Annotated in this window: 26 protein-coding genes; 13 read left to right on the top strand and 13 right to left on the bottom strand. The window is 70.4% G+C overall.

The genetic code is table 11. The features are described 5' to 3' along the window. Complete coding sequence (locus EPN51_RS01280) at positions 1–1,710, bottom strand: hypothetical protein (protein WP_293035168.1); 1,710 nt, start codon at positions 1,708–1,710, stop codon at positions 1–3. Between the two features lie 213 nt (positions 1,711–1,923). Here EPN51_RS01280 and EPN51_RS01275 point away from each other — a divergent pair, with 213 nt between their 5' ends. Genes EPN51_RS01275 through EPN51_RS01265 form a run of 3 tightly spaced genes read left to right on the top strand, consistent with a single transcriptional unit; the run spans position 1,924 to position 4,964 of the window. Further along, positions 1,924–3,636 carry a hypothetical protein gene (locus tag EPN51_RS01275; RefSeq protein WP_293035166.1) on the top strand — a complete coding sequence of 571 codons (1,713 nt, stop codon included), beginning with the start codon at positions 1,924–1,926 and terminating at the stop codon, positions 3,634–3,636. Between the two features lie 3 nt (positions 3,637–3,639). Beyond that, entirely contained in the window at positions 3,640–4,302 is a 663-nt protein-coding gene (locus EPN51_RS01270) for a glycosyltransferase family 2 protein (RefSeq protein ID WP_293035164.1), read from the top strand. Continuing rightward, positions 4,299–4,964: a DUF2064 domain-containing protein gene (locus EPN51_RS01265; RefSeq protein WP_293035162.1), complete on the top strand. Its 666-nt coding sequence runs from the start codon at positions 4,299–4,301 to the stop codon at positions 4,962–4,964. Before EPN51_RS01270 ends, EPN51_RS01265 begins: the two co-directional genes overlap by 4 nt. A gap of 6 nt (positions 4,965–4,970) precedes the next feature. Here the strand turns inward: EPN51_RS01265 and EPN51_RS01260 are convergent, their stop codons facing one another. The 10 genes from EPN51_RS01260 to fadD8 form a co-directional block, all read right to left on the bottom strand. Continuing rightward, on the bottom strand, positions 4,971–6,359 hold the full coding sequence (locus EPN51_RS01260) for a hypothetical protein (RefSeq protein ID WP_293035160.1): 1,389 nt from the start codon (positions 6,357–6,359) through the stop codon (positions 4,971–4,973). 11 nt (positions 6,360–6,370) lie between these two features. Beyond that, positions 6,371–7,456: an o-succinylbenzoate--CoA ligase gene (gene menE, locus EPN51_RS01255; protein ID WP_293035425.1), complete on the bottom strand. Its 1,086-nt coding sequence runs from the start codon at positions 7,454–7,456 to the stop codon at positions 6,371–6,373. A 68-nt stretch (positions 7,457–7,524) separates the two neighbouring features. Then, on the bottom strand, positions 7,525–7,827 hold the full coding sequence (locus EPN51_RS01250) for a DUF3349 domain-containing protein (protein WP_293035158.1): 303 nt from the start codon (positions 7,825–7,827) through the stop codon (positions 7,525–7,527). A gap of 56 nt (positions 7,828–7,883) precedes the next feature. Further along, positions 7,884–8,195, bottom strand: coding sequence for a hypothetical protein (locus EPN51_RS01245; RefSeq protein WP_293035156.1), 312 nt, complete (start codon positions 8,193–8,195; stop codon positions 7,884–7,886). Further along, positions 8,192–9,421 (bottom strand): inorganic phosphate transporter, encoded by a 1,230-nt coding sequence (locus tag EPN51_RS01240; RefSeq protein WP_293035154.1) that lies wholly within the window; start codon positions 9,419–9,421, stop codon positions 8,192–8,194. The genes EPN51_RS01245 and EPN51_RS01240 overlap by 4 nt, the downstream gene beginning before the upstream one ends. Positions 9,422–9,536: 115 nt before the next feature. Beyond that, positions 9,537–9,926, bottom strand: coding sequence for a VOC family protein (locus tag EPN51_RS01235; protein WP_293035152.1), 390 nt, complete (start codon positions 9,924–9,926; stop codon positions 9,537–9,539). A 52-nt stretch (positions 9,927–9,978) separates the two neighbouring features. Continuing rightward, the gene (locus EPN51_RS01230) at positions 9,979–10,875 is read right to left on the bottom strand and encodes an SDR family oxidoreductase (RefSeq protein WP_293035150.1); all 897 of its coding nucleotides are present in this window, start codon (positions 10,873–10,875) and stop codon (positions 9,979–9,981) included. 29 nt (positions 10,876–10,904) lie between these two features. Beyond that, entirely contained in the window at positions 10,905–11,807 is a 903-nt protein-coding gene (locus EPN51_RS01225) for a 1,4-dihydroxy-2-naphthoyl-CoA synthase (RefSeq protein WP_293035148.1), read from the bottom strand. Between the two features lie 13 nt (positions 11,808–11,820). Beyond that, positions 11,821–12,276 (bottom strand): nitroreductase family deazaflavin-dependent oxidoreductase, encoded by a 456-nt coding sequence (locus EPN51_RS01220; protein WP_293035146.1) that lies wholly within the window; start codon positions 12,274–12,276, stop codon positions 11,821–11,823. Between the two features lie 91 nt (positions 12,277–12,367). Next, complete coding sequence (gene fadD8 / locus EPN51_RS01215) at positions 12,368–13,969, bottom strand: fatty-acid--CoA ligase FadD8 (protein WP_293035144.1); 1,602 nt, start codon at positions 13,967–13,969, stop codon at positions 12,368–12,370. 66 nt (positions 13,970–14,035) lie between these two features. Here fadD8 and EPN51_RS01210 point away from each other — a divergent pair, with 66 nt between their 5' ends. From EPN51_RS01210 to EPN51_RS01180, 7 genes are all read left to right on the top strand, one after another. Continuing rightward, positions 14,036–15,640, top strand: coding sequence for an amidohydrolase (locus EPN51_RS01210; RefSeq protein WP_293035142.1), 1,605 nt, complete (start codon positions 14,036–14,038; stop codon positions 15,638–15,640). Next, complete coding sequence (locus EPN51_RS01205) at positions 15,637–16,608, top strand: o-succinylbenzoate synthase (protein WP_293035141.1); 972 nt, start codon at positions 15,637–15,639, stop codon at positions 16,606–16,608. Before EPN51_RS01210 ends, EPN51_RS01205 begins: the two co-directional genes overlap by 4 nt. Further along, complete coding sequence (locus tag EPN51_RS01200; protein ID WP_293035140.1) at positions 16,605–17,390, top strand: alpha/beta hydrolase; 786 nt, start codon at positions 16,605–16,607, stop codon at positions 17,388–17,390. Before EPN51_RS01205 ends, EPN51_RS01200 begins: the two co-directional genes overlap by 4 nt. Before the next feature lie 96 nt (positions 17,391–17,486). Continuing rightward, positions 17,487–19,136: a 2-succinyl-5-enolpyruvyl-6-hydroxy-3-cyclohexene-1-carboxylic-acid synthase gene (gene menD, locus EPN51_RS01195; RefSeq protein ID WP_293035139.1), complete on the top strand. Its 1,650-nt coding sequence runs from the start codon at positions 17,487–17,489 to the stop codon at positions 19,134–19,136. 11 nt (positions 19,137–19,147) lie between these two features. Then, entirely contained in the window at positions 19,148–19,672 is a 525-nt protein-coding gene (locus tag EPN51_RS01190) for a DUF3592 domain-containing protein (RefSeq protein WP_293035137.1), read from the top strand. Between the two features lie 51 nt (positions 19,673–19,723). Further along, positions 19,724–20,884, top strand: coding sequence for a glycosyltransferase family 1 protein (locus EPN51_RS01185; RefSeq protein WP_293035135.1), 1,161 nt, complete (start codon positions 19,724–19,726; stop codon positions 20,882–20,884). Between the two features lie 10 nt (positions 20,885–20,894). Further along, positions 20,895–21,587 carry a demethylmenaquinone methyltransferase gene (locus tag EPN51_RS01180; RefSeq protein ID WP_293035133.1) on the top strand — a complete coding sequence of 231 codons (693 nt, stop codon included), beginning with the start codon at positions 20,895–20,897 and terminating at the stop codon, positions 21,585–21,587. Positions 21,588–21,594: 7 nt separating this feature from the next. Here the strand turns inward: EPN51_RS01180 and EPN51_RS01175 are convergent, their stop codons facing one another. Further along, entirely contained in the window at positions 21,595–21,993 is a 399-nt protein-coding gene (locus EPN51_RS01175; RefSeq protein WP_293035131.1) for a DUF732 domain-containing protein, read from the bottom strand. A gap of 111 nt (positions 21,994–22,104) precedes the next feature. After that, positions 22,105–23,343, bottom strand: a complete 1,239-nt coding sequence (gene menJ / locus EPN51_RS01170) for a menaquinone reductase (RefSeq protein WP_293035129.1) — start codon at positions 23,341–23,343, stop codon at positions 22,105–22,107. 22 nt (positions 23,344–23,365) lie between these two features. Between menJ and grcC1 the strand changes: the two genes are divergently transcribed. The 3 genes from grcC1 to EPN51_RS01155 all read left to right on the top strand — a co-directional run bounded on the left by grcC1 (position 23,366) and on the right by EPN51_RS01155 (position 25,687). After that, complete coding sequence (gene grcC1 / locus EPN51_RS01165; protein WP_293035127.1) at positions 23,366–24,382, top strand: nonaprenyl/(2E,6E)-farnesyl/geranylgeranyl diphosphat synthase; 1,017 nt, start codon at positions 23,366–23,368, stop codon at positions 24,380–24,382. A 96-nt stretch (positions 24,383–24,478) separates the two neighbouring features. Continuing rightward, positions 24,479–25,342 (top strand): zinc metalloprotease HtpX, encoded by an 864-nt coding sequence (htpX, locus tag EPN51_RS01160; protein ID WP_293035125.1) that lies wholly within the window; start codon positions 24,479–24,481, stop codon positions 25,340–25,342. An 84-nt stretch (positions 25,343–25,426) separates the two neighbouring features. After that, positions 25,427–25,687 (top strand): helix-turn-helix transcriptional regulator, encoded by a 261-nt coding sequence (locus EPN51_RS01155; RefSeq protein ID WP_293035123.1) that lies wholly within the window; start codon positions 25,427–25,429, stop codon positions 25,685–25,687. Positions 25,688–25,713 lie beyond the last annotated feature (26 nt).

Raw genomic sequence — 25,713 nt, 5'->3', positions numbered from 1 at the left:
CTAGGTCTGCGGCGGGCGGTAGATCTGGGGCCCCCGAACCGGTATCTGCCCCGTTCCGGAGTCGTCGCCGCGGAAGATCCTGGGTGCGCCGGCGAGTGGGGGTATCTCCGCGGTGGGTGGGTCGTCCTCCGTGCCGGGGCCCCCGGCAGGGATACGGGTGGTTGCCGCGGCCGACGGCACGGCGGCCTGGCCCACTCGAACCCGGGTCGTCGGTGCCGCCGCGTTCGCGTCGGCCGCGCGTTTGTGCGCGGCGCGACGAGCCAGGCGTCGCCCGCTCAGCTGCCCGGCAACCATGGCGGCGACCAGGATGCCCAGGGCCAGCCCGCACAGCGTCACATCGAAGGTGCTGGTGATCTGCTGGGCGAGATCGTTGCCGTAGACCGGGTGTCGCGCAGGCGAATTGGGCGATTCCGCGAACCGCGGCGCCAGCACGACGCCGACGACCACGCGGGCGACGCTGAGGGCGGCGACCAGTCCGCACAGCGATGTGACCAGTCGCGCGGAGAGGTTGGCCAGGCTGCGGCGCAGCCAGATCGCCAGAACGGCGGTCACCAGATCGAACGCGGCCAGCACGAGGCTGTCGTACCGGGAGAACGGATAGTCCAGGGTGATGCCGACGGCAAGGTCGGTGATCCTCATCGCGATCGACCCCACGGCCCAAACGGCGATGAGCAGCAAGCCATTTCGGATCATGGCCCGCCAAGCGGATTCCTCCGCCGGCGACGGGTTCCGGTGACCGAACAGGGCTCGCGGCGCGAAGATGGCCGCCCCGGCCGCCCACGCCAGGTAGCCCTCGAACCCGACCCCGGCGGTCGAGGTGTTCTGTGCGATGCCATGGAACGCGTCGATGTCGCGACCCGCGGGCAGGATCCACACCAGGATCCCCGCGACCACCGTCGACGCGCCGAGCGCGACGGTGGTCAGCCGGCTCGCCCTGCTGCGCTGCAGCAGCCACCGGGAGGCGACCACGACCGCGACCAGCGCGACCGCCCCGTACACCACCGCGGTGGCGATCACCGCGATGTTCTGCTTGCCGAATTCCGCGGCGCCGCCGGTGCTTTGCAGCGCGTAGCGCACCCGCCAGTACAGGTTGAAACCGAAGCTGAGCACCGCCGCGAGCATCGACACCGAGCCGATGATCCGGGCGGATCGATGCCAACCGGTGTACTCATCGCCCGCCGGCACCGGCCCGGCCGGTACCGCCTGGGCGCTCAGCAGCGCGCCGGCGATGCCGGCCCAGGCCCCCGGCCCCACACCGCCCGGCACGGTGACCGTGCCGCCGAACCGGACGGTCTCGTACGCGTCGAACCCGACGAAGGCGAGCACCAGCAGTAGGTAGGGGACGTTGAGCGCCAACCGAAGCCGGGCCGCGGAGGCCGGGTTGAACCGCGCGCCGGCCGACCTCCAGGAACCGGCCACGGCGACGGCGGCGACGGCCAGCACCGTCACCGCGAGCAGCACCGCGAACAGGGCCGGGCTGCTGTCGGGAATCCCGACGCCGAAGTACAGATTCCACGGCAGGAACACCGCGACGACGAGCAGTGCCACCGCGGTCAGGTCGCTGACGATGGGCCGGCGCCGCCCCGTCCCCCCGGAGGCGGCCGGTGTGCCGCCGGTGGCGTGCGGGCGGATGATGCGTGCCGCGGGCGCCTGCTGGACCTGGCCGCCGATGGGGCCGGTCGGTGTGTCGTCGCTACTCTGGCTCACCATGCCCTCTCCGTTCGGACGCCGTGGCAGTGGCTGAGACCGGCCGCGGGGCGGAGATGATTCCGCGGCGACCGTCCTGTCGTTCGAAAAGCTGGTTACGCTGCGCTAGTAGGCGAACCTTGTCGCCGAATAACTGAGTACTGCCGACGGTATCGCAAGTGTAATGATGCCGGGACATTGCTGGTTGCGGGGTAGCCGGGGTGAAGGAGAAGCGGGATGGACGTCGTTTTGGGGGTTGCGGTCACCGGCCCCGTCGCCCGCTTGGCGCTTCTCGGGCCGGGCGCGCAGGGGGCCGACGTGATCGACCAATCCGTCGTCGACCTCGCTGACAATCCGGTCGGCACGCTCACCGAGACCGTGGTCGGAACCAATCGGCTGCTGGCCGACGAGAACCACCGGTTGGTCGGCACCCGGCTGTGCTGGACCGGCGATCCGCGGGCCGACCAGTTGCGCCGGGCGCTGGAGGATTCGGGCGTTCACAACGTCGCGGTGCTCTCGGAGTCGCAGGCGGTGGCCGCCCTGATGCGCGCGGCCGGGCGGCCCGGCGCGGCGCTGGTGATGGACGACGCGACGGCCACCCTGTCGGTGGTGGGTTCGGGCGGCGGCGACCCCGACGCGCCGCCGACGGTGTTGGCCACGGAGTCACTGGCCGGCGCCTCGGGGGGCAATGTGACCGGCGCCTTCCAGACGATGATGGCGAACCTGCGCACCGATCCGGATGCGCCGGGGGAGGTTTATCTCCTGGGTGCCTCGCCCGACCTCAATCGGGTCGCCGATGAACTTCGCGACGCGTCGACCATGCGGGTGCAGGTCGCCGACGACCCCACGTTTGCGCTCGCCCGCGGCGCCGCGATCGCCGCGGCGGCGCCCGCCGCCGGGGCTGCGACGGCCATGGCACCGGTGGCCGGTTTGACCGGTGACGCCACCGCGATGGCGCCCGCCGTCGGGGATGCGACCGCGATGGCACCCGCGGCGGGGCTCACCGGGGATGAGACGACGGTCGTGCCGGCGCCGGAGGCCGAGGAACCGCAGCTGGCGTACTCGATGGCCGACGAGGGCGGGGTCTATCCGGGCGAGATGGACGAGTACGACCCCGAGTTCGACGACTACGACTACGGTCCCGAATTCGGTGGCGACGCCGATGTCGACGAGGCCGCGCCGTCGAAGCTGTCGCCGCGATCGTTGGTGATCGGCAACGCGGTGGTCGCCTTCGCGGTCATCGGATTGGCGTCGCTGGCCACCGCGATCGCGGTCGCCGTTCGCCCGACCGCCAGCCAGCAGCCGGTGGTGGGCGTCCAGAACGGCACTCCGGGCAAGTTCATGCCGATCCTGCCGAGCCAGCAGCAGGCGCCGTTGCCGCCGCCCCCGGCCGACCAGCCCAACGCCGGATTCCAGGGCGGTACCGTCCCGGCTCCCAACTCCGGGCCGGTAGCCCCTCCGTCTGGAGGGGGCACGCCGGCCGTTCCCGAGGCCCCGGTCAACCCCGGTGTGGTACCCAATCCGGGTTGGGCACCGCACCCCAATCCTATTGTGCCGGTTCCCATTCCGATTCCCATCCCGATCCCTGGGTGGCAACCGCCCTACAACCCGCCCTATAATCCGACGCCGCCCTCCACGCCGTCGACCACCCCTTCCGAGCCGCCGACCACGACGTATTCACCCCCGACGACCACGTATTCGCCGCCGACCACGACATACTCGCCGCCGACGACCACGTATTCGCCCCCGACGACGACATACTCGCCGCCGACGACGACGTATTCGCCCCCGACGACCACGTATTCGCCGCCGACCACGACGTATTCGCCGCCGAGCACCAAGGCAACCACCCAGGCGCCGACGCAGACAAACACCCAGCAGACCGCGCCCCCGACCAATTCGCAGCAGCCGCTGTTCCCGCAGGAACCCCGCCCCCGCCACGGGTTCTGACGGGTGCCCGACACCGACGGCCTGGTCACGGTGGTCCTGCCCTGCCTCAACGAGGAGGAGTCGCTGCCGGCGGTGCTGGCCGCCATTCCCGCCGGCTACCGGGCGCTGGTGGTCGACAACAACAGCACCGACGACACCGCCGGGGTCGCGCGGCGCCACGGCGCCCAGGTCGTCACCGAACAGCGGGCCGGGTACGGCTCGGCCGTGCATGCGGGCGTGCTGGCCGCGACGACCCCGATCGTGGCGGTGATCGACGCCGACGGCTCGATGGATGGCGGCGACTTGCCACGGCTGGTCGCCGCGCTCGAGCAGGGTGCCGACCTGGTGGCCGGCCGGCGCCGGCCGGTGCCCGGGCTGCGCTGGCCGTGGGTGGCCCGCGTGGGCACGGTCGTCATGAGCTGGCGGCTGCGCACCCGCCACGGCCTGCCGGTGCACGACATCGCGCCGATGCGAGTGGCCCGGCGCGAGGCGCTGCTGGGGCTGGGCGTCGCCGACCGGCGATCGGGTTATCCGCTGGAACTCATGGTGCGCGCCGCGGCCGCCGGTTGGCGCGTCGTCGAACTCGACGTCAGTTACGGCCCGCGCACGGGCGGCAAATCGAAGGTCAGCGGATCGCTGCGGGGCAGCATCACCGCGATCCTCGACTTCTGGAAGGCGATCTCGTGACCGTGCTGCCGGTGACCCTGCTGGTGGTGGCCAAGGCGCCCGAGCCGGGCCGGGCCAAGACGCGGCTCGCGGCGACCGTCGGTGACCGGGTCGCGGCCGAGATCGCCGCCGCCGCGCTGCTCGACACGCTGGACGCGGTGGCCGCAGCGCCGGTGGCCGCGCGGGTGGTGGCGCTCACCGGGGAACTGGACGGCGCCGCGAGTGGGGCCGATATTCGAGAGCGGCTGGCGTCCTTCACCGTGATCACCCAGCGCGGCAAGGACTTTGGAGTCCGGCTTGCCAACGCGCACGCCGACGCATCGTCGGACGGGCTGCCGGTGCTGCAAATCGGGATGGACACCCCCCAGGTGACCGGCGATCTGTTGACCGGTTGCGCGCGGCGGCTGCTCGAGGCGCCGGCGGTGCTCGGGCTGGCCCGCGACGGCGGCTGGTGGGTGCTGGGCGTGGGCGCGCCGGCGATGGCCCGGTGCCTGCGCACCGTTGCGATGTCGGAACCCGACACCGGGGAGATGACGTTGAAGGCGTTGCGCGACAACGGTATCGACGTCACGACGGTGCCAACGCTGGCCGACGTCGACGTCGCCGGCGATGTCGCGGTGGTGCGCGAGGCCTGCGGACCCGACAGCCGCTTCACGCGGGTTACCCGCGCGGCCGGCCTGTAGCCGTCCCTACCAGTTCGTCAAGATGACCGTGTTGAGGGCCGCGGCGCCGACGGTGTTGAGCGCCAGCCAGATCCGGTGCGACCGCACCGGCAGCAGTGCGGCCGCCGCGGTGAGCCAGATGGTGAACGGCAACCAGATGCGTTCCACCTCGGCCTTGCTGAGCATGCTCAGGTCCGCGCACACGATGGCGGCCAGCACGCCCAACAACAACAGGTGAAAACCGGATCGACGGCGGATGGCGGCCCAGTCGAACACCCGGGCGAGCCCGGCGACACCGCCCAACCCGATCGCGCACACCACGCACGCCAGGTTGGCCCAGCTCCAATATTGAAATGGCCGGTCTTTGGCGATTCCCTGCCAATAGCGTTGTTGCACAAGGTGATAGCCGTCGAACCAGGAGAATCCCGCGATAGCGAAGGCCACCGCCACCGCGATCGCGGCCAGCGCCGCCGGACCCACGGCCCGCAGGATCGCGCGCCACCGGCCCCAGCGGTTGCCCGGGGGTTTTTGGGCGGACGCCAGCACCGCCAACGCCGGCAGCCCCATCAACATCAGGCCGTAGTTACAGAACACGCCCCAGCCCAGCAGCAGCCCGGCCCCGGCCGCCGTCAGGGCGGGGAACCGGACCGGGCGGTGCACCGCCACGGCCAGCAGCGCGATGCCCCACGCGGCCACCCCGGCGAAGTAGCCGTCGGCGGAGACCGCCACCCAGATCGCCGTCGGCGCCAGCACGACGAACGGGGCGGCCCGTCGCGCCGTCGGCTCGTCGGCCAGCGCTCGCACGGCGATCACCACAGCGGCCGCCGCGCTCGAGCCGACCGCCAGGCACAGCAGCCCGGCCCAGGCGCCGCCGTGCAGGCCGATCCGGTCCAGCCAGACGAACGTCAGCAGCGCACCGGGCGGGTGCCCCGACACGTGGGTGGTCCACGAGTCCGGTTGGTAGTCCACGATCCGGCTGGAGAAGGTGCGCAGCGCGGCCGGGATGTCGGTGATGCTCGGCACCTGCGACAGGTATTCGTCCCGGGTGGTCAGCCGGCCGGCGAAGCCGCGCTGCCAGCCGTCGATCATCGCCAGCGCGAACGCCCATCCGCCGGCGACGGCCCAGCTGCCCATCGTCAGTGCCCGCCACGAAAGGCGTTGCGCCAGAACAGGCCCCCAGGCTATGGCGGCGACGGCCAAGGCGATGGCCGGCCCGGTTCCCCAGCCGGCGTGGATCAGCCACTCGCCGAAGATCGGCGCGGCTCCGGCGTGGGTGGCGAATTTTTCCGGCCCGACATCGAGGCGCGGCCGGACGCCCGTGTTGATCCGCGGCAGCACGAACGCCGCCGCCACCAGCGCCGCCCCGGCCGCGACCGCGACCGCGACCCGCGCTGCCTCCCGTCGAGCGAGCCTCACGGACGAACAGCCTATTGATCGCTCGCGCCGGCGAAGCGGCGCACCAACGCCGCGCGGTCGACCTTGCCGATACCGTGGCGCGGCAGCGCGTCGACGATGTGCATCTCGCGCGGCGCGGCGGTGGCGTCCAAGGTGCGGGTCACCTGCGCGCGCAGCGCATCCAGGCTCGGCGCCGCGCAACCGTCGCGCACCACGATCGCGGCGGCCACCCGTCGCCCCAGGCGTTCGTCGGGCAGCCCGAACACGGCGCAATCGCTCACGGCCGGGTGGGTGCACAGCGCCGCCTCGACCGGTTGCGGCAGTACGGTCAGCCCGCCCGTGCTGATCGCGTCGTCGGCACGGCCCAGGACGGTGAGCACCCCCTGGTCGTCGATGGCGCCGAGATCGTCGGTCCTGAACCAGCCGGGCTCGGCGAACGGGTCGGGGTCGACCGGGTTGCGGTAGCCCTTGGCCACCGTCGCGCCCCCGATGACGATGCGCCCGTCGGCCACCCGTAGCCGCACGCCGTCCAGCGGGGCACCGTCGTACACGCACCCTCCGGCGGTCTCGCTCATGCCGTAGGTGCGGACCACGGTGATGCCGGCGGCGGCCGCGGCGTCCAGGACCGGCCGCGGGGCGGGTCCGCCGCCGAGCAGCACGGCATCGAGTTCGGCAAGTGAGGCCGCGGCCGCCGGCTCGGTGAGCGCCTTCGCCAACTGCGCGGCAACCAGCGAGGTGTATCGCCGACCCGAGCCCAAAACACTTATGGCACGCGGTAATTCGGTGACATCAAATCCTGCCGAGACGTCTATCTCGCCCGGTGCCGTGCCGGCGAGCACGCTGCGGACCAGCACCTGCAGCCCGGCGATGTGGTGTGGCGGCAGGGCGAGCAGCCAGCTGCCCGGCCCGCCGAGACGGTCGTGGGTGGCCGCCGCGCTGGCCTGCAGGGCGGCGGCGGTCAGCATGGCCCCCTTGGGTGTACCGGTGGTTCCCGACGTCGCCGCCACCAGGGCCACGTCGTCGTCGATGGCTTCCCCTACCCGCAGCCCCACTCGCAGCGCTTCCGACTCGCGATCGTCGGCCAGCGCCACCAGTGCGGGGTCGCGTCCCTGCAGCACCCGTTCCAGGGCGGGCAACAGCGTCGCGGCCGCCCAGCCCGGCGGGACGTGCAGCGCGCGCAGTACGGCTATGCGGGATCCCCGGCCTGGTCGGCGTCGTCGAACGGCCAGCCCTGGGCCGCCAATCGAACCCGTACCCGCTCGATGTCCTCCGGTGACGGCAGCTCGTCGGTGATCTGGGTGATCAGCACGCCGATGTCGACGTCGTCGAACTCGCCGCGCCGGACGAGCTCGCGAGCCACCTCCTTGGCCTCGTCGTTGGACAACCGGCGGGCCAGCAGCGCGAGCACCGGGAAGGTGTCGGTGGGTGGGACGCCCTCGGGATAGCCCGCGCGGAGCCACGAAACAATGGAATTGAGAAATCCGTTCACGCGGATACAGCTCTCCCCGGCATCCGGTTCGCCGACTCGGTGGGCATCGATCGATGCTACTTGGGCCTCGCTCCGAGGACCGGGTAGCCGGTGTGGTGGGCGATGAAGTCCCGGGCAATGTAGAGCAAGGCCAGCATGACCACCGCGATGACCAGCGCGTAGATCGCCCACGCCAGCGCGGTCAGCATCGGCTTGCGCCGGGGGGCGGCGCCGTTGGTGGCGCCGCCGGAGTCGATGTCGCCGGCACCCGCGGACTGCAGCCGGATCCCGAAGGCGAACAGTCCCGGCAGGGCGGCGCCGGCCAGCATGGCGAAGAGCAGAATCTTCAAGCTGGCTTGGTAGTTGAACCAGTCGTCGATGTGACTCACGAGGCGCTCGCTTTGAGCGAGGGGTCGTCGGTGTCGTACCGGCCGGCCGTGGGTCCGTCGTCCGTGGGCGGGTGCCGGCCGTCGGCCGCGTCCAGCCCGCTGGTCAGGTCGCCCTTCCATTCGGCGTTGACGTTGTTGTGGTCGACCTTGACCTTGCGCGACCGGACGTAGATGGTCGCCGAGACCGCGGCCAGCAGCGCGAAGCCGACGATCGCACCCGGATAACCACCGATCAGGTGCACGATCCCATAGGTGAGGGCGCCGACCAACCCGGCCAGCGGGAGGGTCACCAGCCAGGCCACCCCCATGCGGCCGGCGACACCCCAGCGGACCTCGCCGCCGGGCTTGCCGAGCCCACTGCCCAGCACCGAACCGGTGCACACCTGGGTGGTCGACAGCGCGTAGCCGAAGTGGGCGGACAGCAGGATCACCGCGGCCGAGGAGGACTCGGCCGCCATGCCCTGCGGCGACTGGATTTCGACCAGGCCCTTGCCCAAGGTGCGGATGATGCGCCACCCCCCGAGGTACGTGCCGGTCGCCATCGCCAGCGCGCAGCTCACGATCACCCACAGCGGCGGCATGGTGGCGGTCTTGCTGACCGAGCCGTAGGAGATCAGCGCCAGGAAGATGATGCCCATCGTCTTCTGCGCGTCGTTGGTGCCGTGTGCGAGCGAAACCAGCGACGCCGAACCGATCTGGCCGCGCCGGAAACCCGCTTCGGTGCGCGCTTTCGGGACACCGCGGGTGATCCGGTACACCAGCCAGGTGGCGACCGCGCCGATCAAGATGGCCAGGATCGCCGAGACGACGGCCGGGATGATGGCCTTGGACATCACGCCCTTCCAGATCACCCCGTGCACGCCGACCGCGGCGATCGTGGCGCCGACGATGCCGCCGATCAAGGCGTGCGATGAACTCGAAGGGATACCGAGGAGCCAGGTCAGCAGGTTCCAGACGACACCGCCGACCAGGCCGGCGAACACCAGCTCCAGCGTCACGATGTTGGAGTCGATCAGGCCTTTGGCGATCGTGGCGGCGACGGCGGTGGACATGAACGCGCCCACCAGATTCAGTGCCGCAGAGAGCAAGACCGCCGTTTTGGGCTTGAGTGCGCCACTGGCGATCGAGGTCGCCATCGCGTTGCCCGTGTCATGGAAGCCATTGGTGAAATCGAAAGCCAGAGCAGTGATTACGACAATGATCAAGAGGAACAATTGGATGTTCACAGCGCCTGATTCTGGTGGTAGGGGCGATCCATTGTCGAATGCGGCGTGACCCGAAACGCGGGTTTACCTCGAGTCGTCGCCAGATGTTACCTCTGGGTTAACCGGAATCTCCCCGTCATTCGCCTCGGGTGTCGCGGCGCAACGGATGGTCCGCGGGGATCTGAATGAAGATGAGCGTGATCCCGTCGGGGTCCAGCACGTGCATCTCGTGCAGGCCCCACGGTTCCTGGCGTGCCTCGCGGGCGATCGCCACCCCGCGGCCGCGCAGCTCGGCCTGGGTCGCCTCGATGTCGCGGACCTGCAGCCACAGCGCCCCCGGGAACGGGCCGCGGGAGTGGTCCGGGGAGCCGTATCCGGCGAGTTCCAGCAGTGACTGCCCCGCGAAAAACACTGTGCCGCCGCCGTATTCACGGGCTATCGCCAGGCCGATCTGGTCGCGATAGAAGGCCAGTGACTGCTGATAGTCCGCCGGCCGGAGCAGCATCCGGCTGGCCAGGATTTCCATAGCCTCGTGTCTATCACAGTGCCTGTTTGACAGGCCGGTCGCGCGGGCCGGGTCAGCTATCGCTCTCGCGGTTGGGCTGGATACTTTGGCGCTGCATCATGGCGTTGACCCAGCGCGGGCCGAAGGTGTCCAGCGCCTTGGCGGCGATCGCCATCCGCGGTGCGATGCGCACCGGCCGGGTGCGGGCGGCGGTGATCATCCACTCGCCGGCCTCTTCCGGCGTCAACGCGGGCATGCCCTGGTAGGCCTTCGTCGGCGCGATCATCGGGGTGGCCACCAGCGGGTAGTACAGCGCCGTGGAGTGCACACCCCGCTCGCCCCACTCCGTTTCGATGACGCGGCTCACCGTCGATAGCGCGGCCTTCGACGCGTTGTACACCGCGAACAGCGGCGATGCCTCCGAGAGCACCCCCCACGTCGAGACATTGATGATGTGGCCGTCGCCGCGCTCGATCATCCCCGGCGCCAGGCCGCGGATCAGCCGCAGCGGCGCGTAGTAGTTGAGCACCATGGTCCGCTCGACGTCGTGCCAGCGTTCCAGCGACTCGGCCAGCGGCCGGCGGATGGACCGGCCGGCGTTGTTGATCAGGATGTCGACCCCGCCGAGCCGTTCCTCGACGTCGGCGACCAGCGCGTCGACGGCGTCCATGTCCGAGATGTCGCAGGCGATCGCCATGGCGTCACCGCCGGCCGTGGTGATCCGCTCGGCCAGCGCGTCCAGCAGCTCTTGGCGCCGAGCGACGACGACCACCGTGGCCCGTTGGCGGGCGAACTGCTCGGCCGCGGCCTCGCCGATCCCCGACGACGCCCCGGTGATCAGGATGCGCTTTCCCGCCAGGTCGATCGGCTTGATCAGCGGCCGGTTGACCAGCACTTGCGGGGCCATGGGTGGCCGCATGGTGGCCAGCACCAGCTGGTCGGTCAACCGTCGAAGCGGACTCTTGCTCACGGGACGCGAGTCTAGGCGGGCGGGCGGCCTCAGAAGTACCGGGGAAACCGGCTCCAGTCGGGGTCCCGCTTTTCCAGGAAGGCGTCGCGGCCCTCGACGGCCTCGTCGGTCATGTACGCCAGCCGGGTGGCCTCACCCGCGAACAGCTGCTGGCCCACCAGCCCGTCGTCGAGCAGGTTGAACGCGAACTTCAGCATGCGTTGCGCCTGAGGGGATTTGGCGTTGATCTCGCGCGCCCACTGGACACCGACGCGTTCGAGGTCGGCGTGATCGACGACCTCGTTGACTGCGCCCATGTGGTGCATCTGCTCGGCGGTGTAGGCGCGGCCCAAAAAGAAGATCTCGCGGGCGAACTTCTGGCCCACCTGGCGGGCCAGATAGGCGCTGCCGTAACCGCCGTCGAAGCTGCCGACGTCGGCGTCGGTCTGCTTGAAGCGGGCGTGCTCGCGGCTGGCCAGGGTGAGGTCGCAGACCGCGTGCAGGCTGTGCCCGCCGCCGGCCGCCCACCCGTTGACCAGGCAGATGACCACCTTGGGCATGAACCGGATCAGCCGCTGGACCTCGAGGATGTGAAGCCGCCCGGCCCGCGCGGTGTCGACGGTGTCCGCGGTCTCGCCGCTGGCGTACTGGTAGCCGCTGCGCCCGCGGATGCGCTGATCCCCACCGGAACAAAATGCCCAGCCGCCGTCCTTGGGGGAGGGGCCGTTGCCGGTCACCAACACCACGCCGATGTCGGGGGACATCCGGGCGTGGTCGAGCACCCGGTAGAGCTCGTCGACGGTGTGCGGGCGAAACGCGTTGCGCACCTCGGGCCGGTTGAACGCCACCCGCACCGTGGCGTCGTCGACGTGCCGGTGATAGGTGATGTCGGTCAGGTCGTGGTAGCCGTCGACCACGCGCCAGGCGTGCGCATCAAATGGGTTGTCACTCAAAGCCGTTCAACTCCTATATCGGGTCGAGCCGAAATACCGCGCAGCGGCCGGCCAGCGCCTCGAACTCCTCGGGACGGCCGTGCGCGACAAGCCCCGCCCGCTTCATGAAACCGACGCCGGTGGGCACCTCGGCCGGGAAGGCCCGCAGGATCGGCCGCGCGTCGTCGGGGGACAACTCGGCCATTCGCACCCGCTCGGCGTGCCGGCCGCGGGCGATCGTCGCCTGCTGGGCGGCCCGCGCGTTGGCCACCCAGTCCGCGCCCGGGAATCCGGCGACGACGTACCGCTTGCCGTCCACCGTCATCGGCGTCACCGGGGTCGATCGCGGGGCGCCGGAGTTGCGGCCGCGCACGGTCAACACGACCGGGCTCTCGCCGCCGAAACTCATTCCCAGCCGCGACATCCGGATGAAGACCTTGTTCGCCGGTTTCAGCCACCACGGTGGCCGGACGCGTTTGCCGCTTCCCATAGGCAGCGACGTTACCTGTCGGCCCGTCGAACGGGACAGCACAGTCACGCTGGGTCTCGAACGTGACTGCTGTGTCACACTCGAGCAGAAACTAGCCCACCGCGCGGCCGGCGCCCTCCCAGAACCGCGCCCGCACGGCCTTCTTGTCCGGCTTGCCCAGCCCGGTCAACGGCAGCGAGTCGGCGATCACCACCCGCTTGGGCGACTGCACCGACCCCTTGCGGTCCTTGACCGCTGCCTGGATCTCGGCGGTCATCGTCTCGATCGCCGCGTCATCGCGGGACGCGTCGGCGCGCAGCACCACCACCGCGGTGACGGCCTCGCCCCACTTCTCGTCCGGCGCGCCGACCACGCACACCTGCGCGACGGCCGGGTGCTCGGCGACCACGTCCTCCACCTCGCGGGGAAAGACGTTGAAGCCGCCGGTGACGATCATGTCCTTGACCCGGTCGACGATGTAGTAGAAGCCGTCGGAATCCTCGCGGGCCATGTCGCCGGTGTGCAGCCATCCATCGCGGAATGTCTCAGCCGTCGCCTCCGGCAGATTCCAGTAGCCACCGGCCAAAAGCGGTCCGCTGACACAGATTTCGCCCGGCTCGCCCTGGGGAACCGGCTTACCGTCCTCGCCCAGCAGCGCCACCCGCGCGAACAGCGTCGGGCGTCCACACGAGGTGAGCCGCTTCTCGTCGTGCTCACCCTTGGCCAGGTAGGTGATGGCCATCGGCGCCTCGGACTGCCCGTAGTTCTGGGCGAAGATCTTGCCGAACCGGCGGATCGCCTCGGCGAGGCGCACCGGGTTGATCGCCGACGCGCCGTAATAGACGGTCTGCAGCGACGACAGGTCGCGGGTGTGCGAATCCGGGTGGTCCATCAGCGCATACAGCATCGACGGCACCAGGAATGTGGCCGTAATACGCTTCTCCTCAATGGTTTTCAGTACACCGGCGGGGTCGAACTTGGGCAGCACGTGCATTTCGCCGCCCTTGATCAGGGTGGGCAGGAAATAGGCCGCGCCCGCGTGCGACAGCGGGGTGATCATCAAGAACCGCGGCTCCTCCGGCCACTCCCACTCGCTGAGCTGGATCTGGGTCATGGAAGAGATCGACTGCGCGGTGCCCATCACGCCCTTGGGCTTGCCGGTGGTGCCGCCGGTGTAGGTCAGCCCGATGACCTGATCCGGCGGCAGGTCCGCGGCGGCCAGCGGCTGCGGGTCGTATTTGGCCGCCTCGGCCGCCAGGTCGACGGCGACCCCGTTCAGCGCCGCGGGCACCGGGCCGATGGTGAGGATCTGCTGGAGCCCCGGCACCTTCTCCAGCAGGGCCAGCGCCCGCTCGACGAACATCGGGTTGGGGTCGATGATCAGCGAGCTGATGCCGGCGTCGTTCAGCACATAGGCGTGGTCGTCGAGCGAGCCCAGCGGATGCAAGGCGGTGCGCCGGTAGCCGCGGGTCTGGCCGGCGCCGATGATCAACAGCACCTCGGGACGGTTGAGCGACAGCAGCCCGACCGCCACACCGGTGCCCGCACCCAGCGCCTCGAACGCCTGGATGTACTGGCTGATCCGCTCGGCCATCTGACCACCGGTCAGCGTGGTGTCGCCGAGGAACAACACCGGCTTGTCCTTGTGGCGCTTGAGCGCGCCCACCAGCAGATGGCCGTTATGGGTCGGGTTGCGCAACAGATCGTCACTCATCAGGCCAGACTAGAACGTGTTGCAATTTAGGTCAGCCGCGCCCTCGGACCGATAGCATCCGTGCACATGGCGCAGGCAGAACTCGTCGTTACCGGAACCGTATTGACCGTCGACGACGCCCGGCCCACCGCCGAGGCGCTCGCCGTCGCCGGCGGCCGCATCATTGCCGTGGGCACCCGCTCCGACGTCGCCGGCCTCATCGGCCCGAACACCCAGACCGTCGACGTCGGCGACGGCTGCGTCATGCCGGGATTCGTTGAGGCACACGGCCATCCGCTGATGGAGGCCGTCGCGCTGTCGGACCGTCTCGTCGACATCCGTCCGGTGACGATGCGCAGCGGCGACGACGTTGTCGAGGCGGTGCGCTCCGAGGTCGCCCGACGTGGATCCGACGGCGCCTACCTCAACGGCTGGGATCCGCTGCTGCAGAGCGGCCTTCCGGAACCGACGCTGAGCTGGCTCGACGGCATCGCGCCCGACGGCCCGCTGGTGATCATCCACAACTCGGGGCACAAGGCCTACTTCAACTCGCGCGCCGCCCGGCTGCACGGCCTGAACCGCGACACCCCCGACCCCAAGGGCGCCAGGTTCGGCCGCGACGCCCACGGTGAGCTCGACGGCACCGCCGAGGAGACCGGCGCGGTGTTCCCGCTGCTCGGCGGCGCCATCGACGTCGCCGACTACCCGCGGATGCTGCTCGCCGAGTGCGCTCGGCTCAACCGTGCCGGGTTGACCACCTGCTCGGAGATGGCGTTCGACCCCGGGTTCCGGCCGCTGGTCGAACGCCTGCGCGGGCAGCTGACGGTGCGGTTGCGCACCTACGAGATCTCCAACCCGCAGATGTCCACCGAGGCCACGCCCGGCGAGGGCGACGACATGCTGCGCCAGGTCGGCATCAAGATCTGGGTCGACGGGTCGCCGTGGATCGGCAACATCGACCTGTCGTTTCCCTACCTGGACACCGACGCCACCCGGATCATCGGCGTCACCCCGGGTTCGTGCGGGCACGCCAACTACACCGCCGAGCAGCTACGCGAGATCGTCGGCGCCTACTTCCCGCTGGGCTGGCCGATGGCCTGCCACGTGCAGGGCGACGCCGGTGTGGACACCATCCTCGACGTCTACGAAGAGGCGCTGCGCCACCATCCGCGCGACGACCACCGGCTGCGGCTCGAGCACGTCGGCGCGATCCGGCCCGAGCAGCTGCGGCGCGCCGCCGACCTCGGCGTCACCTGCAGCATCTTCGTCGACCAGATCCACTACTGGGGCGACGTCATCGTCGACGGCCTGTTCGGCGAGGAGCGCGGAACCCGTTGGATGCCAGCGGGATCCGCGGTGGCCACCGGCATGCGGATCTCGCTGCACAACGACCCGCCGGTCACGCCCGAGGAGCCGCTGCGCAACATCAGCGTCGCCGCGACCCGCACCGCACCCAGCGGCCGGGTGCTCGCGCCCGAGGAGCGGTTGACGGTCGAGCAGGCGATCCGCGCGCAAACCATCGACGCCGCCTGGCAGCTGTTCGCCGACGACGTGATCGGCTCGCTGGAGGTCGGCAAGTACGCCGACCTGGTGGTGCTCTCCGCCGATCCGCGAACCGTGCCGCCCGAGCGGATCGCCGACCTGGAGATCCGTGCGACGTATCTGGCCGGGCGCCGGGTCTACAGCGCGTGAGGCCGCCTTTAGAGGATCTACTGGACCGCCTGCACGTGGTGGCGCTGCCCATGCGGGTGCGGTTTCGCGGCATCACCACCCGCGAAGTCGCGTTGATCGAGGGCCCCGCCGGGTGGGGGGAATTCGGGGCTTTCGTCGAATACGGCCCGCCCGAGGCCGCGCACTGGCTGGCCTCCGGAATCGAAGCCGCCTACCGGGAGCCGCCGCCGGCGCGCCGCGAACGCATCCCGATCAACGCCACCGTGCCCGCCGTGCCCGCCGCCCAGGTGGGCGAGATCCTGGCCCGCTTTCCGGGGACCGGGACGGCCAAGGTGAAGGTCGCCGAGCCCGGGCAGACGCTGGCCGACGACGTCGCCCGGGTGAACGCCGTGCGTGCACGGGTGCCGATCGTGCGGGTGGACGCCAACGGCGGCTGGAGCGTCGAGCAGGCGGTCACCGCCGCCTCCGCGCTGACCGCGGACGGCCCGCTGGAGTACCTCGAACAACCCTGCGCGACGGTCGGCGAACTCGCCGAATTGCGGCGACGGGTCGACGTGCCGATCGCCGCCGACGAAAGCATCCGCAAGGCCGACGACCCGCTGGCCGTGGTCCGCGCCGGCGCCGCCGACATCGCGGTGCTCAAAGTCGCTCCGCTGGGCGGGATTTCGGCCATGCTCACCATCGCCGACCAGATCGACGTCCCCGTCGTGGTCTCCAGCGCGCTGGACTCGGCGGTGGGAATCGCCGCGGGCCTGACCGCCGCGGCGGCGCTGCCGCAGCTTCGGCACGCCTGCGGGCTCGGCACCGGCGGGCTGTTCGCCGAAGACGTGGCCGAGACCGCCGCACCCGTCGACGGCTGCCTCCGGGTCGGGCCCGTCGCGCCCGACCCGGAGCGGCTGCGCGCACTGGCGGCACCGCCGGAGCGGCGGCAGTGGTGGATCGACCGGGTCACGGCGTGCCATCCGCTGCTTGTACCGTCGTCCGGGTGATCAACCTGGCTTACGACGACCGCGGCTCCGGTGAGCCCGTGGTCTTTATCGCCGGCCACGGCGGTGCCGGACGGACCTGGCACCCCTATCAAGTCCCCGCGTTTCTGGCGGCCGGATACCGCGTCATCACTTTCGACAATCGCGGGATCGGCGGCACGGAGAACGCGGAGGGCTTCTCGACGCAAACCATGGTCGCCGACACCGTCGCGCTGATCGAAGGGCTGAACGCCGCCCCGGCCCGCATCGTCGGAATGTCGATGGGCGCCTTCATCACCCAGGAACTCATGCTCGCCCGGCCCGATCTGGTCAGCGCGGCGGTGCTGATGGGTACCCGCGGCCGCATGGACCGTGCGCGGCAGTTCTTTCGCGACGCCGAGGCCGAGCTGTCCGACGCCGGCGTGATACTGCCGGCCGCCTACGAGGCGAAAATCCGCCTGCTGGAAAACTTTTCCCGCAAGACGCTCAACGACGACACCGCGGTCGCCGACTGGATCGCCATGTTTTCCACCTGGCCCGTCAAGTCCACCCCGGGTACGCGCGCCCAGCTGGATGTCGCGCCGTACACGAGCCGGTTGTCGGCCTACCGCAGCATCGCGACGCCGGTGCTGGTGATCGGCTTCGCCGACGACGTGCTGACGCCGCCCTATCTGGGCCGGGAGGTCGCGGACGCGCTGCCCAACGGTCGTTACGTGCAGATACCCGACACCGGCCACCTCGGCTTCTTCGAGCGGCCCGACGCCGTCAACGCCGCGATGCTCAAGTTCTTCGCCGAGAAGAGATAGACCGCCCAACGTCGACTTGTCGGGCGAAAGCGCGGCGACTGTGCCCAACTACTCCACGTTGGGCGTGCGGTAAGTCGGCTGTGACACCCTGTAGGAGTGAACCCCTCGACGACACAGGCTCGCGTCGTCGTCGACGAGCTGATTCGCGGCGGTGTCCGCGACGTGGTGCTTTGCCCCGGTTCGCGGAACGCCCCGCTCGCCTTCGCGCTGCAGGACGCCGACTCCTCCGGCCGGATCCGGCTGCACGTCCGCATCGACGAGCGCACCGCGGGCTATCTGGCGATCGGCCTGGCGATCGCCGCCGGCGCGCCGGTGTGCGTCGCCATGACGTCCGGCACCGCCGTGGCCAACCTTGGCCCGGCGGTGGTGGAGGCCAACTACGCGCGGGTACCGCTGATCGTGCTGTCGGCCAACCGGCCCTACGAATTGCTGGGCACCGGGGCCAACCAGACCATGGAACAGCTGGGCTACTTCGGCACCCAGGTCCGGGCCGCCATCAGCCTGGGCCTGGCCGAGGACGCCCCCGAGCGGCTGGACGCGCTCAACGCCACCTGGCGCTCCGCCACCTGCCGGGTGCTGGCGGCCGCCACCGGATCGCGCACCGCCAACGCCGGCCCCGTGCAGTTCGACATCCCGCTGCGCGAACCCCTGGTGCCGGATCCCGAACCCCGCGGCGCGGTGATCCCGCAGGGGCGGCCTGACGGGAAGCCGTGGACCTACACGCCGCCGGTCAGCTTCGACCAGCCGCTGGAAATCGACCTCACACCCGACACCGTCGTCATCGCCGGCCACGGCGCGGGCGCGCACCCCGCGCTGGCGCAGCTGCCGACCGTCGCCGAGCCGACGGCGCCGGCCCCGGAAAATCCGCTGCACCCGCTGGCGCTGCCCTTGCTGCGGCCCAAGCAGGTGATCATGCTCGGCCGCCCCACCCTGCACCGGCCGGTGTCGGCGCTGCTGGCCGACCCCCAGGTGCCGGTGTACGCGCTGACCACCGGCCCTCGCTGGCCGGACGTCTCGGGGAACTCGCAGGCCACCGGCACGCGGGCGGTTACCACCGGGTCGCCGGACCCGGCGTGGCTGCACCGCTGCGCCGAGATGAACCGGCACGCGGTCGCCGCGGTGCGCGGCCAGCTCGCGGCGCATCCGCTGACCACCGGCCTGCACGTCGCGGCGGCCGTGGCCGACGCGCTGCGGCCCGGCGACCAGCTGGTGCTCGGGGCGTCCAACCCGGTCCGCGACGCCGCGCTGGTCGGTCTGGACGTCCACGGCATCCGGGTGCGCTCCAACCGCGGGGTCGCCGGTATCGACGGCACCGTGTCCACGGCGATCGGGGCGGCTCTCGCCCATGAACGGGACGGCGACGCGGACAGCCCGGCGCGCACCGTGGCGCTGATCGGCGATCTGACGTTCGTGCACGACAGCTCCGGGCTGCTGATCGGCCCCACCGAGCCCACCCCGCGCCACCTGACCATCGTGGTCTCCAACGACAACGGCGGCGGCATCTTCGAACTGCTCGAGCAGGGCGACCCGCGGTTCTCCGACGTGTCGTCGCGGGTTTTCGGAACCCCGCACGACGTCGACGTGGGGGCGCTGTGCCGCGCGTATCACGTGGACAGCCGGCAGATCGAGGTCGACGAATTGCACACCGCCTTGGACGAACCCGGCGCCGGGATGCGGGTGCTGGAAGTCAAGGCGGACCGGTCTTCGCTGCGGCAACTGCACGCCGCCATCAAGGCGGCGCTATGAGGCGCGAGTAGATGGCGAGATCTCCAAAGGTTCTGCTGCACATACTGATTCACGGACGCAGTGACGAACCGCCGAAAACGCGTGCCAGGGTCGTGTTGCGGTGGGCCCGGATCGCGGTACTGATCGTCACCGGCCTGGTCACGTTGCAGTCGATGCTGCTGGTGGCCGGCGCCTGGCGCGACGACCTCGCGATCACCCACAACAGGGGCGTCGCGCAGGCGGAGGTGCTCAGCGCCGGGCCGCGCCGCTCCACCATCGAGTTCGTCACGCCCGAGCGGGTCACCTACCGTCCCGAGCTCGGTGTGCTCTACCCGTCCCATCTGGCCACCGGGATGCGGATCTACGTCGAGTACAACAAGAACGATCCCAACCTGGTCCGCGTGCAGCATCGCAACGCCGGGCTGGCGATCATCCCGGCGGGATCCATCGCGGTGGTGGGCTGGCTGGGTGCGGCGGGCGTCCTGGCACTGCTGGCGCTGCTGGACAAGTGGCTGGACCGTCGCGCCGAAAGTGCCGGACCTGCAGATTTCGCGTGACGGATGCCCGGAGGCAACCTTGCCGACAGCCGGTGCTGACACGGTGGTGATGTGCGCGTTGCCATCGTCGCGGAATCTTTCCTGCCGGAAGTCAACGGTGTCAGCAACTCGGTGATCCGGGTGCTCGAGCACCTGCGCCGGACGGGCCACGAAGCCCTCGTGATCGCCCCCGACACGCCCCCCGGCCAGCCCCGGGCGGAGCGCATTCACGACGGCATCCGCGTTCACCGGGTGCCGTCGCGGATGTTTCCGAAGGTGACCACGCTGCCGCTCGGCGTGCCGACGCCCCGGCTGGTGAGCGTGCTGCGCGGATTCGATCCCCACGTCGTGCATCTGGCGTCGCCGGCGCTGCTGGGCTATGGCGGGGTACGGGCGGCGCGGTGGCTGGGGGTGCCCACGGTCGCGGTGTATCAAACCGACGTTCCGGGTTTCGCGGCGAGCTACGGCATTCCGATGACGGCGCGGGCCGCGTGGGCCTGGTTCCGCCATCTGCACGGCCTCGCCGACCGCACCCTGGCGCCGTCCAGTGTGACCATGGAATCGCTTGTCGCCCAACGATTTCCGCGGGTGCACCGCTGGGCGCGCGGCGTTGACTTGCTGCGGTTTGCGCCGTCGGCGCGCAACGAGGCGCTGCGCCGACGGTGGTCGCCGCACGGCAAGCCCATCGTCGGGTTCGTGGGCCGGCTCGCGCCGGAGAAACACGTCGAGCGCCTCATCGGTCTGGCCGCCGGCGACGCGGTGCAGCTCGTCATCGTGGGCGACGGTGTCGACCGCGACAGGCTGCGATCGGCAATGCCGACAGCGGTTTTCACGGGTGCGCTCTACGGCGACGAGCTCGCCGCGGCGTACGCCAGCATGGACGTGTTCGTGCATCCCGGTGAGCACGAGACGTTTTGTCAGGTCGTGCAGGAAGCGCTGGCGTCGGGGTTGCCGGTCATCGCCCCCGACGCCGGCGGCCCACGTGACCTCGTCACTCCGTGGCGTACGGGTCTGCTGTTGGGGGTCAACGAGTTCGAGGCGCGGCTGCCCGAGGCCGTCGCACACCTGATCGCCGAACGGCCGCGCTACGCGCCGGCCGCCCGGCGCAGCGTGGTCGGCCGCAGCTGGCCGGTCATCTGCGACGAACTGCTCGGCCACTACGAGGCGGTGCTGTCGCCGTTCGCCCGGCGGCGCCTCACCCCGCTACGCGGCCCGCATCGTCGCCGGGCGTAGCGTCTTGCGCGTGAGTCGCGCGGAGTTGGACAAGGACCCCCGGGACGTCGCGTCGATGTTCGATGGCGTCGCCCGCCGGTATGACCTGACCAACACCGTGCTGTCGTTGGGCCAGGACCGGTACTGGCGCAAGGCCGCCCGGTCGGCGCTGGCGATCGGTCCCGGTCAGCGGGTGCTGGACCTCGCCGCGGGCACGGCGGTATCCACCGTCGAGCTGAAGAAATCCGGGGCGTGGTGTGTGGCCGCCGATTTCTCGGTCGGCATGCTGGCGGCGGGCGCCGGGCGCGACGTGCCGAAAGTCGCCGGTGATGCCACCAGGTTGCCGTTCGGCGACGACGTATTCGACGCTGTAACAATCAGTTTCGGCCTGCGCAATGTCGTCGACACCCAGGCCGCGCTGCGCGAGATGGCCCGCGTCACCCGCCCGGGCGGCCGACTGGTGGTGTGCGAGTTCTCCACCCCCACCAACGGCGTGTTCGCCACGGTCTACAAGGAGTACCTGATGCGGGCGCTGCCGCGGGTGGCCCGGGCGGTGTCCAGCAACCCGGAGGCCTACGTGTATCTCGCGGAATCGATCAGGGCGTGGCCCGACCAGGAGGGGTTGGCGCAGCAGATCACCCAGGCGGGTTGGGTGGGGGTGCGATGGCGCAACCTGACCGGTGGCATCGTCGCCTTACACGCCGGGCACATGCCCCCGCGCTGAGAGAGTTCTAGTGATTACCGGCCGCTTGGACGACGTCGAGGTGCTCCGGGCAGTAGTGGTCGACCGCGGCGCCGAGGAACTGCAGCGACTGGCCCTCTGAGGTGCCGCGCGGCAGGTTGCGCTGGATGAAGGTCGCCGACTGGTGGGCGTCGTGGTCGACACCGTGGTCCAACCGGTCGCAGGTGATCTTGCCCAGCCATGCCAGCTGGTCCTGCGGCTGGTAGATGCCGAAGCCGTTGACGGTGCTCTTGAACGGCGCGTCGTAGTCGCTCGGGGGCGACGGTGTCCGCGGGGTCGGGTACGGCGCCGTCGGCGGCGGGTCGGCAAGTGCCGGCGCGGCAAGCGCGGCCAGTGCGATAGCAGCAGCAGCGGTGGCTCCGATAGTAGCCAGCCTCGTTCCCTTCATTAGCCGGACTATACACGCCCCGACCGGGGCGTGCCGACAAACGGCGGCCGCCGATCGCCGGCCCCATCGAGCGCGCCACACCCGCCGACCAGCGGCGATGCGGGTATTCGGTCAGCTGAACGGCGTTCGGCGATCGATCAGCCGCGACACCCTGCCGCCGCCCCGCCAGGCGCGCGCCACCCAGTCCGCGTCGTCGTCGGTGACCAGGTTGGCCATCACCCGCACGGCGATGGTCATCAGCGTCGTCGAGCGCATCGCGATCGGCCCGGTCGAGGGCAGGAATCGCTGAAAGGTGAGCAGCAGCGCCAGCCTGCGCGCCACCGAGAACCCCCGGCCGTAGTGCTGCCGCAGCAGCGACGGCCACATCTGCGACAGGTCGCGGCGATCCTGCAGCGCGAGCATTTCAGAGGCCAGCCGCCCCGTCTCCAGGCCGTAGTCGATGCCCTCGCCGTTGAGGGGGTTCACGCACGCCGCGGCGTCGCCGATCAGCATCCAGTTGGGGCCGGCCACCCCGGACACCGCGCCGCCCATCGGCAGCAGCGCCGAGGCCACCGCCCGGGGTGAGCCGGTGAAGCCCCAGTCGTCGCGGCGCAGGTCGGTGTAGTAGTCGATCAGCGGCCGCAGCGCCAGATCCGCCGGCCGTTTCGACGTCGAGAGCGCTCCGACGCCGATGTTCACCTCGCCGTTGCCGAGCGGAAAAATCCAGCCGTAGCCGGGCAACACCGCACCGTCGGGGGAGCGGAGCTCCAGGTGCGACGTCAGCCAGGGGTCGTCGGCGCGCGGCGTGCTCAGATATCCGCGGGCGGCGACGCCATACACCGTTTCCTGATGCCACCGCCGGCCCAGCTTGCGCCCCAGTGACGAACGGGCACCGTCGGCCACGATCAACTGGCGGCACCCGACGTCGGTGCCGTCGGCCAACGTCAGCGAGGTCACTCGGCCCGTTGAGTCATGTTGCACACCAACGGCTTTGGTTCCGAGCAGCATCCGTGCCCCGGAGTCCTCGGCGACTTTGCGGATCCGGTCGTCCAGCTCGAACCGGGCCACCGCGCTGCCGGTCGACGGGAACGACGGGCCGGGCCAGTCCACTTCCACCTCGCCGCCGAACCCGCTCATCCGCAGCCCCCGGTGCCGGATTCGGGTGTCCAGCCAGTCCCCGAGCCCGAGGCGTTCCAGCTCGGCGACCGCGCGCGGGGTCAGCCCGTCACCGCAGGCCTTGTCGCGGGGAAAGCTCGCCGAATCGATGACCAGGACCTCGTTGCCCGCGCGGGCGGCCCAGGCCGCCGCCGCCGAACCGGCGGGTCCGGCGCCCACGACCACCACCTGGGCTCGGGTCACTCCCGTCTTCATGCACACCAGTATGTTTGGTCCCGTGAATACTCCGGCGACGGTGGTGGCGGGCGTTGATCTCGGTGACGCGGCCTTCGCGGCGATCGTGCGCGACGGTGTCGGGCGGATCGAGCAGCTCATGGACACGGAGCTGTGCAGCGCCGACGAAATCATGACCGAGTCGCTGACCCATCTGTTCCGGGCCGGCGGCAAGCGTTTCCGGCCGCTGTTCACCGTGCTGTCGGCACAGCTCGGCCCCAACCCCGAGGCCGCGGACGTGACGATCGCGGGCGCCGTCATCGAACTGGTGCACCTGGCCACGCTCTACCACGACGACGTGATGGATGAGGCGGAGGTGCGTCGCGGCACGCCCACCGCCAACGTGCGCTGGGGCAACAATGTCGCGATCCTGGCCGGGGACTATCTGTTCGCCACCGCGTCGCGGTTGGTGTCCCGGCTGGGTCCCGAGGCGGTCCGGCTCATCGCCGAGACGTTCGCCCAGCTGGTGACCGGGCAGATGCGCGAGACCCGCGGTGTGACGGGGGCGGCCGAAGGGTCGGACCCGATCGAGCACTACCTGAAGGTGGTGTACGAGAAGACCGCGTGCCTGATCGCCGCGGCGGGCCGGTTCGGCGCGATGTTCTCGGGCGCCGACGCCGATCAGGTGGAGCGGCTGAGCCGCCTGGGCGGCATCGTGGGCACCGCTTTTCAGATCTCCGACGACATCATCGACATCGGCAGCGACTCCAGCGAGTCCGGCAAGCTGCCCGGCACCGACGTGCGCGAGGGCGTGCACACCTTGCCGATGGTTTACGCGCTGCGCGAACCCGGGCCCGAAGCGGCGCGGCTGCGCGAGCTGCTGGTCGGGCCCATCGACGACGACGAGGTGGTGGCCGAGGCGCTGGCGCTGCTGCGGGCCTCGGCGGGCATGGCCAAGGCCAAGCAGTCGCTGCAGCAGTACGCGGCGCAGGCACGCCAGGAGCTGGCCCTGCTGCCTGACGTCCCCGGCCGGCAGGCGCTGCGGACGCTGGTCGATTACACCATCAGCCGGCACGGCTAGCGGGTCACGGAACTCCTTCGGCCGTCCCGGGCGTTCAATAGTCGACAATGAACGAGTGTTCCGGAGCGTGCTCCGGTATGTCCTAGGAGGACAGCGATGACCTGGCATCCGCACACCAACAGGCTCAAGACTTTCGCCCTGTTGGTCGGCATGTCCGCGTTGATCGTGTTCGTGGGCTCGTTGTTCGGCAGGACCGCGATGTTCATCGCGGTGCTGTTCGCCATCGGCATGAACGTCTACACGTACTACAACAGCGACAAGCTGGCGCTGCGGGCGATGCATGCGCAGCCGGTCTCCGAGCTGCAGGCGCCCGCGATGTACCGGATCGTTCGTGAGCTGGCCACCGCCGCGCACCAGCCGATGCCCCGGCTCTACATCAGCGACACCAACGCGCCCAACGCGTTCGCGACCGGCCGCAATCCGCGCAACGCCGCGGTGTGTTGCACCACCGGTATTTTGGACATCCTCGGCGAGCGCGAGCTGCGTGCCGTGCTGGGACACGAGCTGTCGCATGTCTACAACCGCGACATCCTGATCTCGTGCGTGGCCGGTGCGATGGCGTCGGTGATCACCGCGCTGGCCAACATGGCCATGTTCGCCGGCATGTTCGGCGGTAACAACCGCGATGGCGAGAATCCCTTTGCGCTGCTGCTGGTTTCGTTGCTGGGCCCGATCGCCGCGACGGTCGTGCGCCTCGCGGTGTCCCGGTCGCGTGAATACCAGGCGGATGAATCGGGCGCGGTGCTGACCGGTGACCCGCTGGCCCTGGCGTCGGCCCTGCGCAAGATCTCCGGCGGGGTCCAGGCGGCTCCGCTTCCGCCCGAGCCCCAGCTGGCCAGTCAGGCGCACCTGATGATCGCCAGTCCGTTCCGGGCGGGCGAGCGGATCGGGTCGCTGTTTTCGACGCACCCGCCGATCGAGGACCGCATCCGCCGGCTGGAGCAGATGGCCGGGCGTTAGGGAACGGCGGCAAAACGCCGCGTGCACACAGCCCAAACCGCAAGTAACATCGGAGTTAGCTACAGTCCTTTGGGCTGGCCGTTGATGAAAGCGGTGATTGCGATGTTGGACACGCACTCAATCGATATTCACGAAGCCGGGCTGGCGTTGAATCTGCCCGATTTGATTTTCGAAACACGCGCCGGGGCCGGGATGAACCAGGACGACCTGGCGCAGGCGCTCGGTACCACCCGGGCCGACGTTGCCGCGTGGGAGAGCGGCGCCGAGGTGCCGCGCGTCGACGTGCTGCAGCGCCTGGCGGAGGTTTGCGGCAAGCGGCTGCACATCAGGATCGACGTCGACTGACCGACCCGCACCCCCTATGCTCGCCG

The sequence above is a fragment of the Mycobacterium sp. genome, from assembly GCF_004298145.1.
Taxonomy (GTDB): domain Bacteria; phylum Actinomycetota; class Actinomycetes; order Mycobacteriales; family Mycobacteriaceae; genus Mycobacterium.
The sequence above is the reverse complement of the archived record's forward strand: the minus strand, read 5'-3'. Positions and strand labels throughout refer to the sequence as shown.